This is a genomic window from Pseudomonas sp. UV AK001 (assembly GCF_046097675.1).
Lineage (GTDB): Bacteria > Pseudomonadota > Gammaproteobacteria > Pseudomonadales > Pseudomonadaceae > Aquipseudomonas > Aquipseudomonas kribbensis.
This window is the reverse complement of record NZ_JBJUVZ010000003.1, coordinates 257,641-269,861: the sequence shown is the minus strand read 5'-3', so window position 1 is coordinate 269,861 and position 12,221 is coordinate 257,641. Positions and strand designations below refer to the sequence as shown.

Below are 12,221 nucleotides of genomic sequence, written 5' to 3'. Positions count from 1 at the left end.
CAAGTGCCATGCTGCGACGCCAGGCTCTGACTTTAGGTAGTTTGCTGCTGGGAGCAGTGACACTGGGCGGCTGGACGCTGTTCAAGCGCAAGGATCAGAGCCCGCTGCTGCTGTCGGCGCGCGACGACACCGACGGCAAGCACTACGCCGTCGGTTATCGGCTGGACGGCACCCGGGTGTTCTCCACCGAAGTCGGCCAGCGCTGCCACGACATCATCAATCACCCGACGCTGCCGATCGCGCTGTTCGTCGCCCGCCGTCCGGGCACCGAGAGCTACCTGATCGACCTGCGCGACGGTGCATTGCTGCAGACCGTGACCTCGCAGCCGAACCGGCATTTCTACGGCCACGCGGTGATCCACCACAGCGGCGATTACCTGTACGCCACCGAGAACGACACCACCGATCCGGGCCGTGGCTTGCTCGGGGTGTACAAGTTCGAGGGTGAACGGCTGGTACACAGTGGGGAGATTTCCACCCACGGCCTCGGCCCGCATCAAGTGTCGTGGATGCCCGACGGCGAAACACTGGTGGTGGCCAACGGCGGGATCCGCACCGAGGCCGAAAGCCGGGTCGACATGAACCTCGACGCCATGGAGCCAAGCCTGGTGCTGATGCAACGCGACGGCACACTGTTGAGCAAGGAAACCCTCGCCCAACAGATGAACAGCGTGCGCCACCTGGGCATCGCCAGCGATGGCACCATCGTCGCCGGCCAGCAATTCATGGGGCCTTCCCAGGAGCGCTCCGAGTTGCTGGCGATCAAGCGTCCGGGACAGCCGTTCGTGGCGTTCCCGGTGCCGGATCATCAGTTGCAGTCGATGGGGCACTACACCGCCAGCGTCGCCGTGCACAGCGAACTGCGTCTGGTGGCACTGACCGCACCGCGTGGCAACCGCTTCTTCATCTGGGATCTGGACAGCGGCGAAGTGCGCCTCGACGCACCGTTGCCCGACTGCGCCGGTGTCGGTGCGGTGAAGGACGGCTTCGTCGTGACGTCGGGACAAGGACGTTGCCGCTACTACGATTGCCGCCAGGATGAACTGCTGGCCAAACCGCTGGATCTGCCCGCAGGGCTCTGGGACAACCATCTGCACCTGATGGCCTGAAAACCGCCGCTGGCCGTTCGGTCGGCGGTGCTCCCCTCCTCCACCTCATCCCCTCATACCTGTAAAAACTGGCAGCTGGAATCCCTGCCGGAGTCGGGGTAATGTTCCCGCCTGTCTCGCCTGATTTTCTCCAAGGAACTGGAATATGCTGCGTCGCCGCATGCTGATCATGTTGGGTGTTGTACTGCTGATCGTTCTGCTTCTCGCCGGTTACAAGGCCTTCTCGATCTACACCATGATCCAGGGCTTTGCCAAACCGAAACCGCCGATCAGTGTCGCCGTGGCCACAGCCGCCGAGCGCCCGTGGCAGATGCGCCTGCCCACCGTCGGCACGCTCAAGGCGCTGCAAGGTGTCGAGCTGAGCCTGGAAGTCGCCGGCACCGTCACCGAGCTGAAGTTCGAATCAGGTCAGAAGGTCAAGGCCGGGCAACCGTTGCTGCAACTCGACAGCGCCGTCGAATCCGCACTGCTGGAAACCGCCAAGGCCGACCTCGGCCTGGCGCAACTGGACTTCGGTCGCGGCAGCCAGCTGGTCGGCAGCAGCGCGATTTCCAAGGGTGAATTCGACCGACTCTCGGCGGTGCTGCAAAAGAACCGCGCCACGGTCAACCAGCTCAATGCATCGCTGGCGAAAAAACGCATCGTCGCACCGTTCAGCGGCACCATCGGCATCCGTCAGGTGGACGTCGGCGACTACCTCGCCAGCGGCACGAAAATCGCCACCCTGCAGGATCTGAGCAGCCTCTACGCCGACTTCTATGTGCCCGAACAATCAGTGCCGAAACTGGCGATCGGCCAACCGGTGCATATTTCGGTAGCCGCGTATCCCGGGCAGAATTTTCCCGGCGCCATCAGCGCAATCAACCCGATTGTCGAAAGCACCACCCGCAACATTCTGGTTCGCGCGACGCTGGCCAATCCGGATGGCAAGTTGCTGCCGGGCATGTTCGCCAGCCTTGAAGTGCTGCTGCCGGATCCGCAGAAACACATCGTCGTACCGGAAAGCGCGATCACCTACACCCTGTACGGCAACTCGATTTACGTGGTCGGGCAGAAAAAGGCCGAGGACGGCAGCGTCGAAAAAGACGACAAGGGCCAGCCGATACTGATCGCCGAGCGCCGTTTCATTGAAACCGGTGAGCGCCGCGAGGGCCTGGTGATGATCAACAAGGGCGTGCAGAGCGGCGAGCAAGTGGTGACGGCCGGCCAGATCAAACTGGACAACGGCGCCCACATCGCCATCAGCGAAGACATGACCCTCGGCGAGCAGAATAGTCCGCGCCGCGCCGACTGATCAAGGAATCCTCATGGCCTTTACCGATCCGTTCATCCGCCGCCCGGTGCTCGCCACCGTGGTCAGCCTGCTGATTGTGCTGCTGGGCTTCCAGGCCTGGAGCAAGCTGCCGTTGCGCCAGTACCCGCAGATGGAAAACGCCCTGATCACGGTGACTACCGCCTATCCCGGGGCCAACGCCGAAACCATCCAGGGCTACATCACCCAGCCGATGCAACAGAGCCTGGCGAGCGCCGAGGGCATCGACTACATGACCTCGGTCAGTCGCCAGAACTTCTCGGTGATTTCGATCTACGCACGCATCGGTTCCAACAGCGACCGATTGTTCACCGAGCTGTTGGCCAAGGCCAACGAGGTGAAGAACAAGCTGCCGCAGGATGCCGAAGACCCGGTGCTGAGCAAGGAATCCGCCGATGCCTCGGCGCTGATGTACATCAGTTTCTTCAGCAAGGAATTGAGCAACCCGCAGATCACCGACTACCTGTCGCGGGTGATCCAGCCAAAACTGGCGACACTGCCAGGCATGGCCGAAGCCGAGATTCTGGGTAACCAGGTGTTCGCCATGCGCCTGTGGATCGACCCGGTGAAGCTCGCCGGTTTCGGCCTCAGCGCCAGCGACGTGACCAATGCCGTGCGCCAGTACAACTTCCTCTCCGCTGCCGGCGAAGTGAAAGGCGAATACGTGGTCACCAGTATCAACGCCAACACCGAACTGAAGTCCGCTGAGGCCTTCGGCAAGATTCCGCTGAAGGTCAACGGTGACAGTCGCGTGCTGCTGAGCGATGTGGCGCGGGTGGAAATGGGCGCGGAGAACTACAACTCCATCAGCTCCTTCGGTGGCACTCCCTCGGTATACATCGGGATCAAGGCCACCCCCGGCGCCAACCCGCTGGACGTGATCAAGGAAGTGCGCAAGATCATGCCGGAGCTGGAAGCCCAGCTGCCGCCCAACCTCAAGAGCGAAATCGCCTACGACGCCACCCTGTTCATCCAGGCCTCCATCGACGAAGTGGTGAAAACCCTGTTCGAAGCCGTGCTGATCGTGATCGTGGTGGTGTTCCTGTTTCTCGGCGCCCTGCGGTCGGTAGTGATCCCGGTGGTGACCATTCCGCTGTCGATGATCGGCGTGATGTTCTTCATGCAGATGATGGGTTACTCGATCAACCTGCTGACCCTGCTGGCGATGGTGCTGGCCATCGGTCTGGTGGTTGACGATGCCATCGTGGTGGTGGAAAACATCCACCGGCATATCGAGGAAGGCAAGACCCCGCTGGAGGCCGCACTCGAAGGCGCCCGGGAAATCGCGATGCCGGTGGTGTCGATGACCATCACCCTGGCGGCGGTGTATGCGCCGATCGGATTCCTGAGCGGGTTGACCGGGGCCCTGTTCAAGGAGTTCGCGCTGACCCTGGCCGGGGCCGTGGTGATTTCCGGCATCGTCGCCCTGACCCTGTCGCCGATGATGTGCGCCCTGCTGTTGCGCCACGAGGAAAACCCCAGCGGGCTTGCCCACCGACTCGACCGGATCTTCGAAAACCTCAAGCGACGCTACCAGAGCATGCTCCACGGCACGCTCAACACCCGGCCGGTGGTGCTGGTGTTCGCGGTGATCGTGCTGTGTCTGATTCCGGTGCTGCTCAAGTTCACCAAATCGGAACTGGCACCGGACGAAGACCAGGGCATCATTTTCATGATGGCCAACGCGCCGCAACCGACCAACCTCGATTATCTGAACACCTACACCGAAGAATTCGTGAAGATCTTCAAGGAATTCCCGGAGTACTACTCCTCGTTCCAGATCAACGGCTACAACGGTGTGCAGAGCGGCATCGGTGGTTTCCTGCTCAAGCCGTGGAACGAGCGCAGCCGCACCCAGATGCAGATTCTTCCCGAGGTACAAGGCAAGCTCGGCAGCATTCCGGGTCTGCAGATCTTCGGCTTCAACCTGCCCTCCCTGCCCGGCACCGGCGAAGGCCTGCCGTTCGAATTCGTGATCAACACGGCCAACGATTACGAGCTGTTGCTGCAGGTGGCTGACCGGATCAAGAAGCGTGCGATGGAGTCGGGCAAGTTCGCGTTCGTCGACCTCGATCTGGCCTTCGACAAACCGGAAGTGGTGGTCGATATCGACCGTGCGAAAGCGGCGCAGATGGGCGTGTCGATGCAGGATCTGGGCGGTACCCTCGCCACCTTGCTCGGCGAGGCGGAGATCAACCGGTTCACCATCGAGGGTCGCAGCTACAAAGTGATCGCCCAGGTTGAACGGGCCTATCGCGACAACCCGGACTGGCTGAACAACTACTACGTGAAAAACACCCAGGGCGAGCTGTTGCCACTCTCGACCCTGATAACCGTGACCGATCGGGCCAGACCACGACAGCTCAACCAGTTCCAGCAACTCAACGCGGCGAAGCTGTCAGGGTTCCCGCTGGTCAGCATGGGCGAAGCCATCGACAGCGTCGTGCAGATCGCCCGGGAAGAAGCGCCTGCGGGTTTTGCCTTCGATTACGGCGGTGCCTCGCGGCAATTCGTCCAGGAAGGCAGTGCGCTGTGGGTCACCTTCGCGCTGGCACTGGCGATCATTTTCCTGGTGCTGGCGGCGCAGTTCGAGAGTTTCCGGGATCCGCTGGTGATTCTGGTGACCGTACCGTTGTCGATTTGCGGGGCGCTGATTCCGCTGTTCCTCGGCTGGTCGAGCATGAACATCTACACCCAGGTCGGGCTGGTGACACTGATCGGCCTGATCAGCAAGCACGGGATCCTGATCGTCGAATTCGCCAACCAGTTGCGCAAGGAAAAAGGCCTGACGGCCCGCGAGGCGGTTGAAGAGGCGGCGGCGATTCGCTTGCGTCCCGTGTTGATGACCACCGCCGCCATGGTGTTCGGCATGGTGCCGCTGATCATCGCCAGTGGCGCGGGCGCGGTGAGCCGCTTTGATATCGGCACGGTGATTGCCACCGGGATGTCGATCGGGACCTTGTTTACGCTGTTCGTCCTGCCCTGTGTCTACACCGTGCTGGCCAAACCCGATCCTGCACCTTCCCCATAACCGCCGTTTTCACACGCGCACAAAAAAGGCCTCGCATCTGCGAGGCCTTTGGCGCTTTTCAATCGATTCAACTCTGCGGCCTCATCCCTTGAGAAAGCCCGAACATGAACAGCAGCAAATCATGGTCGGGTTTGGTTGCCACGGAAGCTTTCGCCACCCGCGGCATCGGACAATGGGCATCGCTGCTCGATGCTCCGATCACTTGCATGCGTGGCTGTTCCCAGGCCGCCACCGCCAAAGATGCAACTGCCAAGGCTCCTACCAGAAACAAACCTCGTGCAATTTCTAGTTTCATCGCTATAAACCCTTGATAGCGCTGCCAAACGCCGTCTCATAAAAATAGACGAGTTTTTTCCAGTCCGTAGGGCTGAACGACGAGTGGCGGCGCAATTGTTTCATGTCATGGGAGGCCGCACGATAAGCGGTCAGGCGCTGACGGCATTTTTCCAGATCGATCAGGGCCACTTCGACCTTGGCCGAGTCGCCTTCGCCGGTGACGCGGACAAAGACGTGCTTGATGTAAATGCAGCTGTGCTGCCAACGGCCCTTGTGCATGCGGGCCAGGTTTTCGGCGAGGTCCTTGAGCACGCGCTCATACACGGCTTCACCGTACTGCTCGCGACCACCTGCCGCTTCCCACTGTTCAAGTTCCTGGAAACCGTCCAGCGACTTGGTGACCAGCAAGGCCCGCCACTTGTGCTGCGGATCTGGCTGAGCCCCGCAAAAAACGATTTCCGGCACCCGGACGCCAAGTCTGGTTACACCGGTCAGCGCATCCAGTTCACGCAAAACAGTCGGTCGACCGAACGGGTGCAACCAGCTGCGATAGATATGTCCTGTCTGGCGTTTGGCATACAGCAGTTGACCATCGCGCCCTACCACCCGCTGCACGCCACTTTCGCCACCACGACGCACGTTGGGTTCTTCCACCCACTCACCGCGCTGGTTCCAGTAGTAGTCAAAGCGATCCTGGGGAGCAACTTCCGTTTCTGCTGCAAATTGCACTGCCATCCTCTTACCTCTTGCGTAGTACGTAAACTCGCCACATGGCATAGAGCGGAATGAAGTCCAGTTGTTCCTGGATCCTGAATCCTGCCTCTTCGAATTCCTTTTCAACCGTAGCGGCCGGTAGCACAAACCGGTTCTGATAACCTTCCTGGCCGCGGCGTTTCTCGGCACGCTTGCGTTTCCAGGCCTTGAAATTGCCGTCTACCCACAACGAAACGATCACACTGTCCCGGGTGACGCGTTCAAATTCGCGCAAAATCGTCCGCCGATGCTCGGCTTCGCCGATATGGTGCAGCAGACGCATGCAGAAAATGCTGTCCACGGAGTTGTCAGGCAGCGCGATATCGAACGCCGAGGTGTGCAAGGGTTGTACCCGCTTCACCACATCCGCCGGCTGGGCCTGCATCGCCGTCTTGATCATCGACTCGGAATTGTCTGCCCCGATGATTACCCGATTGGGCTTTTCTGCCAGCAACGGCCAGAAACGTCCGGCACCGCACGGCAGATCCAGCACCAGTCCCGGTTCGCCAACCAGCGTCAGCGCCTTGCGGGCCAACTGCTGATCGCGCCAGTTGGACAGGCGACGCCCCAGGCCATCCTGGTGCTTGCGCAGATATTTCTGCGCATGGTTGTCGTCGTACTTCTCGGAAAAATCGAGTTTGATCGGGCCGGCCATCATCGGGACTCCTGAATTGCTGATATCCCCACCTTATGCAGGGGCGTGTCAGCGTCAGGTCATCCCTTTGTGAAAAAAACGTCGCGTAAACCCACGAACTATTTCAAGGTTATACAGGTTTCGTTCAGGTTGGCAGCTTTTTTGTGCCATTTGGGAGGGATTCCTGTATGCCCAGATCTACCTCGAAACGGCAGCCATTGGGCTCCATCGTACTCAAAGTGACGCTCCAGCCCTGGTTCTCACAGATGCGCTGCACCAATGACAACCCCAGCCCAAGGCCTTCTCCGCGTTTTTCGCTGCCGCGCACGAACGGCTTGAACATTTCCTCGCGCTTTTCCTCGGGAATGCCTACACCCGAGTCCTCGACCACGAAGCCGTTGTCGTTGAGCGTCAGCCGAATGAAACCCTGCTCGGTGTAGTGCAGGGCATTGCGCAGCAGGTTACCCATCACGGCATTGAGCAGTGTGGCGTTGTAACGGGTGTCCGGCGGGTTGCCCGGTTCGAAAATCAGCTTCAGCCCCTTGGATTCGATCGGCTCGCGCCACACGCCCAGCAGATTGTCCGCCACCTGGCCCAGACTGTGTCGGGGCGCCGCCCCGGCATCTTCGCGCTGGGCACGGGCCAGCATCAGGAAGGTCTGCACCAGTTCACGCATTTCTTCACTGGCACGAGCAATTCGCTCGACCTGGGCGCGGCCGCGCGGATCGATGCCCGGGTTTTCCAGCAGCAGCTCACAGGAAGTGGCCAGTACCATCAGCGGTGTGCGCAATTCGTGGCTGACGTCACTGGTGAACAACCGCTCACGGGTCAAAGCCTGACGCAAACGCCCCAGCGTCGCATCGAAGGCCACCGCCAGTTCACCCACTTCGTCAGCGGCGTAGTCCGGCGCCAGCGGCGGTGCCAGACCCAGCAACTGATCGCGATGACGCACCTGACGCGCCAGCCGGACCACCGGCGCCATCACCTTGCGCGCCAGCACCCAGCCGAGGAATACCGCCAGCGCCAGACTGAGCACGAAGCCCACCAGCACCACGGCAAACAGCACGCGCTCGCGCTCTTCGAAATCGCTTTGATCCTGCAGCAACACGTAACGCCGACCGTCGACGATTTCGACCATCGCGTGATAGGACAGCTGCTCGCGGAAGACTTCGTGGAACCCCGAATCCAGATGCCGCAGATCCTTGGGCAGCTCGAAGTCACCAGGGCCGCCGCTGAAATAAAACAACTGGTCCGGCTCCGGCCGATGGCTCCAGTCCGAAACGTTGTCCATCAGCAACAGGCGCTGCAGGTCGCCGCCCAGTCCGGCAGAAATCAGTTTTTCTTCCACCAGGTGCACGGTCGCGACAATGCCCATCGCGAAGGCCCCCGCCACCAGTGCGCTCATCAGCGCAAAGGCGATGATGATCCGCTGGGCAAGGCTCTGCTTAAACTCCATCGCGGCCCTCGGCCAAGCGATAACCCACGCCGTGCACGGTGTGCAGCAGTGGTTTGGCGAACGGTTTGTCGATCACCTGACGCAATTGGTGGACGTGGCTGCGCAGGCTGTCGCTGTCCGGGCAATCGTCGCCCCACAGGGCTTCTTCGAGAATTTCCCGACGCAGGACGTGCGGGCTCTTCTGCATCAGTACCGCGAGCAGCTTCAGGCCCACCGGGTTGAGCTTGAGCAGTTTGCCTTCGCGGGTCACTTCCAGTGTGTCGAGGTCGTAGCTCAGATCACCGACCTGCAAGGAGCGTCGACCGCCGCCCTGAGTACGGCGCATCACCGCCTCGATCCGCGCCGCCAGTTCCGACAGCGCGAAGGGTTTGACCAGGTAATCGTCCGCCCCGGACTTGAAGCCCTGCAAGCGATCATCGAGCTGATCGCGGGCGGTGAGCATGATCACCGGCGTGTCGCGACGGGCATCTTCGCGCAGGCGTTTGCACAGGGTGTAGCCATCGATGCCCGGCAACATGATGTCGAGCACGATCAGGTCATAGTGCTCGGTGGCTGCCAGATGCAGGCCCGACAGACCGTCCTGGGCGCAATCGACGGTATAGCCTTTCAGGCCCAGGTAATCGGCCAGGTTGGCCAGGATATCGCGGTTGTCTTCGACCAATAGAATTCGCATGGGCACCTCTTCCGTACACAGTAACGGCCGTCATGGCCCGCGCAGCTTAAGGCCTGTTTCGGTTCAGGGCCAGCGCTGGTGCCCCGGCAGAAGAAATTGCCCGGACGAAATAAATCTTTAACAAAGTTTTCACTATCGATTCACAACCTGACTACAGTGGCGCCGCGAAACTCTCGCGCCATTGATAAAAGGAAAAGAAAACAATGGGTTTCTTCAAGACAGCGCCTATGCGCTATCTGCTGTTGGTCACCGGCGCCTGGCTGGTCGTGTTTCTCCTCACCCGCACCGTACTGCTGCTGACTCATCTGGATGAGGCCGGTGGCGGTGCGCTGTCCGTGTTCGGCGTCGGCCTGGTCTACGACCTGGGCTTTCTCGCCTACGCGGCTCTGCCGATGGGCCTGTACCTGCTGCTGTGCCCTCCGGGCCTGTGGCGGCGGCGCGGTCATCGCTGGTTCCTGCAGGGACTGCTGACGGTCAGCCTGTACGCCATGCTGTTCACGGCGGTGGCCGAGTGGCTGTTCTGGGATGAGTTCGGGGTGCGCTTCAACTTCATCGCCGTCGATTATCTGGTGTATTCCGACGAAGTGCTGAACAACGTGCTGGAGTCCTATCCGATCGGCAAGTTGCTGAGCATCCTGGCGGTGCTGGCCATCGCGTTGAGTTTCGCGCTGCGCAAACCGTTCAACGCGGCGCTGGATGCCCCGCTGCCGCCATTGCGCGGGCGCCTGCTCAATGCGTTGGCCTTGCTGGTGGTCGCGGGTCTGAGCCTGCAACTGATCAGCCAGGACGCACCGCGCGCCCAGGGCGGCAACGCCTATCAGAACGAACTGGCGAGCAACGGCCCGTATCAGTTCTTCGCCGCGTTCCGTAACAACGAGCTGGACTACAGCCAGTTCTACAAGAGCCTGCCGGCGGACAAAGTCGCCGGTCAGATGCGTGCCGAACTGAACGAGCCCAATGCCCGCTTCGTCGGTCAGGATCCACAAGACATCCGTCGCGATATCGACAACCCGGGCGTCACCCGCAAGCCGAACATCGTGCTGGTGACCATCGAAAGCCTCAGCGCCAAATACCTGGGCAGCAATGGTGATGGCCGCAACCTGACGCCGAACCTCGACGCGTTGCGCAAGCAGAGCCTGTACTTCAACAATTTCTACGCCACCGGCACCCGCACCGACCGCGGTCTGGAAGCCATCACCCTGGCCATTCCGCCGACGCCGGGCCGTTCGATCGTCAAGCGCATCGGTCGCGAAAGCGGTTTTGCCAGCCTCGGCCAGCAACTGAGCGCGGTCGGCTATGACAGCGTGTTCGTCTACGGTGGCCGTGGCTACTTCGACAACATGAACGCGTTCTTCAGTGGCAACGGCTATCGCGTTGTCGACCAGAGCAGCGTCGACGAGTCGGAGATTCACTTCAAGAATGCCTGGGGCATGGCCGACGAGGATCTGTACAAACAGACGCTGAAGCTGGCGGACGCCGACTACGCCAAGCAGCAGCCTTTCCTGTTGCAGCTGATGACCACCTCCAACCATCGTCCGTACACCTACCCGGAAAACCGCATCGACATCAAATCCGGCAACGGTCGCGATGGTGCGGTGAAATACACCGACTACGCCATCGGCCAGTTCCTGGAGCAGGCGCGGCAGAAACCGTGGTTCGACAACACGATCTTCATCTTCGTCGCCGACCACACCGCCGGCAGCGCGGGCAAGGAAGACCTGCCGATCACCAACTACCAGATCCCGCTGTTCATCTATGCACCGAAGCTGATCGAAGCACGGGAAAACGCGCAACTGGCCAGTCAGATCGACCTCGCGCCGACTCTGCTGGGGCTGCTGAACCTGGACTACCAGTCGACGTTCTTCGGTCGCAACCTGCTGGCGGACAACCCGCTGCCACCTCGGGTCGTGGTGGGCAACTATCAGCATCTGGGGCTGTTCGACGGCAAGGATCTGGCGATCCTCAGCCCGCGCCAGGGCCTGCGTCGGCATGACGACGCACTGACCGAAAGCCGCGAGTCCCGGGTCAACAGCGACGACCCGCTGGTGAGCCGCGCCATCACGTATTACCAAACCGCCAGTTATGGCTTCAAGCAACAGCTGCTTGGCTGGAAAGCACCCAAGGAGGGTGCCGCGCAAGTCAGCGATCGTTAATCGAAGCGCCCCGGGCTGATGCCCCGGGGCGTTTTCCCGTTCTGGATCCCTCATGTCATCAAGCGTTGTACGCCCTGCCCCTCGCCCGCTGAACTTCTGGCTGTGCCTGGGGATTCCCGCCGTCGCGGCCGCCCTTCTGATCCTGCTGGAACTCACCGATCTGGACATGAACCTGGCGCGGATGTTCTACGACCCCGCCGCCGGCGACTTCATCGGGCGCCACAGTTACTTCCTGGAAAACATCCTTCACGATCGCGCCAAACAAGTGGTGATTGCGTTTTCGGTGTTCGCCGTCATCGGCTTCATCGGTGCGTTTTTCATCGACCGGATCAAACCGTACAAACGTGAACTGGGCTGTCTGGTGCTGTCCCTGGGCCTGGCGACTTCATTCGTGACACCGATGAAAGCCGTGACCGCCGTGCAGTGCCCGTGGAGCCTCGAGCAGTTCGGCGGCCATGAAACCTACAGCAAACTGCTGGATCACCGCCCGCCGACCGACAAGCCCGGGCGCTGCTGGCCCGGTGGTCATGCGGCTACGGGGTTCACCTTGTTTGCGCTGTTCTTCGTGCTGCGGGATCGTCGTCCGCGACTGGCGCGACAGGCGTTCATCTTTGCCTTTGCGCTGGGCTCGGTGTTCTCGATCAGCCGGATGATGCAGGGCGCACACTTCTTTTCGCACAACGTGTGGACGGCGATTTTCTGCTGGCTGATCTGCCTGGGGTCGTATTACTGGGTGCTGTATCGCCCGACCGTGAAAGCTGAAGCGGTCATGAAGGCACAACCGGTTAACGCCTGATTACTCAAACGCCAGATAACAAAATCAG

General features: G+C 60.9%; 10 protein-coding genes. 5 read left to right on the top strand and 5 right to left on the bottom strand.

The features are described from left to right. The first annotated feature begins 8 nt into the window (after positions 1-8). The 3 genes from ACKLNA_RS12215 (at position 9) to ACKLNA_RS12205 (ending at position 5,452) form a co-directional block, all read left to right on the top strand. Positions 9-1,109 (top strand): DUF1513 domain-containing protein, encoded by a 1,101-nt coding sequence (locus tag ACKLNA_RS12215; RefSeq protein WP_408986002.1) that lies wholly within the window; start codon positions 9-11, stop codon positions 1,107-1,109. 145 nt (positions 1,110-1,254) lie between these two features. Then, on the top strand, positions 1,255-2,403 hold the full coding sequence (locus ACKLNA_RS12210) for an efflux RND transporter periplasmic adaptor subunit (protein ID WP_408986001.1): 1,149 nt from the start codon (positions 1,255-1,257) through the stop codon (positions 2,401-2,403). Between the two features lie 13 nt (positions 2,404-2,416). Further along, a complete protein-coding gene (locus ACKLNA_RS12205) occupies positions 2,417-5,452 on the top strand; it encodes a multidrug efflux RND transporter permease subunit (protein ID WP_408986000.1) in 3,036 nt (1,011 codons plus the stop codon). A gap of 67 nt (positions 5,453-5,519) precedes the next feature. On the opposite strand, the gene ACKLNA_RS12200 is transcribed toward ACKLNA_RS12205, so the two are convergent. The 5 genes from ACKLNA_RS12200 to colR all read right to left on the bottom strand — a co-directional run bounded on the left by ACKLNA_RS12200 (position 5,520) and on the right by colR (position 9,244). Then, the gene (locus tag ACKLNA_RS12200; protein WP_114885184.1) at positions 5,520-5,747 is read right to left on the bottom strand and encodes a hypothetical protein; all 228 of its coding nucleotides are present in this window, start codon (positions 5,745-5,747) and stop codon (positions 5,520-5,522) included. A 2-nt stretch (positions 5,748-5,749) separates the two neighbouring features. Beyond that, complete coding sequence (locus ACKLNA_RS12195; protein WP_408985999.1) at positions 5,750-6,463, bottom strand: lipopolysaccharide kinase InaA family protein; 714 nt, start codon at positions 6,461-6,463, stop codon at positions 5,750-5,752. Between the two features lie 4 nt (positions 6,464-6,467). Next, positions 6,468-7,136, bottom strand: a complete 669-nt coding sequence (locus tag ACKLNA_RS12190; protein WP_085709742.1) for a class I SAM-dependent methyltransferase — start codon at positions 7,134-7,136, stop codon at positions 6,468-6,470. A 124-nt stretch (positions 7,137-7,260) separates the two neighbouring features. Further along, positions 7,261-8,571: a sensor histidine kinase gene (locus ACKLNA_RS12185; protein ID WP_408985998.1), complete on the bottom strand. Its 1,311-nt coding sequence runs from the start codon at positions 8,569-8,571 to the stop codon at positions 7,261-7,263. Further along, a complete protein-coding gene (gene colR, locus ACKLNA_RS12180; protein WP_085709546.1) occupies positions 8,561-9,244 on the bottom strand; it encodes a two-component system response regulator ColR in 684 nt (227 codons plus the stop codon). The genes ACKLNA_RS12185 and colR overlap by 11 nt, the downstream gene beginning before the upstream one ends. Before the next feature lie 203 nt (positions 9,245-9,447). On the opposite strand from colR, the gene ACKLNA_RS12175 reads away from it, so the two are divergent. Together ACKLNA_RS12175 and ACKLNA_RS12170 are read left to right on the top strand one after the other, a co-directional pair. After that, on the top strand, positions 9,448-11,397 hold the full coding sequence (locus tag ACKLNA_RS12175) for an LTA synthase family protein (protein WP_408985997.1): 1,950 nt from the start codon (positions 9,448-9,450) through the stop codon (positions 11,395-11,397). Between the two features lie 52 nt (positions 11,398-11,449). Continuing rightward, positions 11,450-12,193, top strand: coding sequence for a phosphatase PAP2 family protein (locus tag ACKLNA_RS12170; RefSeq protein WP_408985996.1), 744 nt, complete (start codon positions 11,450-11,452; stop codon positions 12,191-12,193). The last annotated feature ends 28 nt before the right edge of the window (positions 12,194-12,221 follow it).

Excerpts from the sequence above, each read along its gene's own strand:
- ACKLNA_RS12195 (WP_408985999.1), bottom strand. The coding sequence starts at position 6,463 with ATGGCAGTGCAATTTGCAGCAGAAACGGAAGTTGCTCCCCAGGATCGC.
- ACKLNA_RS12200 (WP_114885184.1), bottom strand. The coding sequence starts at position 5,747 with ATGAAACTAGAAATTGCACGAGGTTTGTTTCTGGTAGGAGCCTTGGCA.
- ACKLNA_RS12185 (WP_408985998.1), bottom strand. The coding sequence starts at position 8,571 with ATGGAGTTTAAGCAGAGCCTTGCCCAGCGGATCATCATCGCCTTTGCG.
- ACKLNA_RS12190 (WP_085709742.1), bottom strand. The coding sequence starts at position 7,136 with ATGGCCGGCCCGATCAAACTCGATTTTTCCGAGAAGTACGACGACAAC.
- ACKLNA_RS12170 (WP_408985996.1), top strand. The coding sequence starts at position 11,450 with ATGTCATCAAGCGTTGTACGCCCTGCCCCTCGCCCGCTGAACTTCTGG.
- ACKLNA_RS12215 (WP_408986002.1), top strand. The coding sequence starts at position 9 with ATGCTGCGACGCCAGGCTCTGACTTTAGGTAGTTTGCTGCTGGGAGCA.
- colR (WP_085709546.1), bottom strand. The coding sequence starts at position 9,244 with ATGCGAATTCTATTGGTCGAAGACAACCGCGATATCCTGGCCAACCTG.
- ACKLNA_RS12175 (WP_408985997.1), top strand. The coding sequence starts at position 9,448 with ATGGGTTTCTTCAAGACAGCGCCTATGCGCTATCTGCTGTTGGTCACC.
- ACKLNA_RS12210 (WP_408986001.1), top strand. The coding sequence starts at position 1,255 with ATGCTGCGTCGCCGCATGCTGATCATGTTGGGTGTTGTACTGCTGATC.
- ACKLNA_RS12205 (WP_408986000.1), top strand. The coding sequence starts at position 2,417 with ATGGCCTTTACCGATCCGTTCATCCGCCGCCCGGTGCTCGCCACCGTG.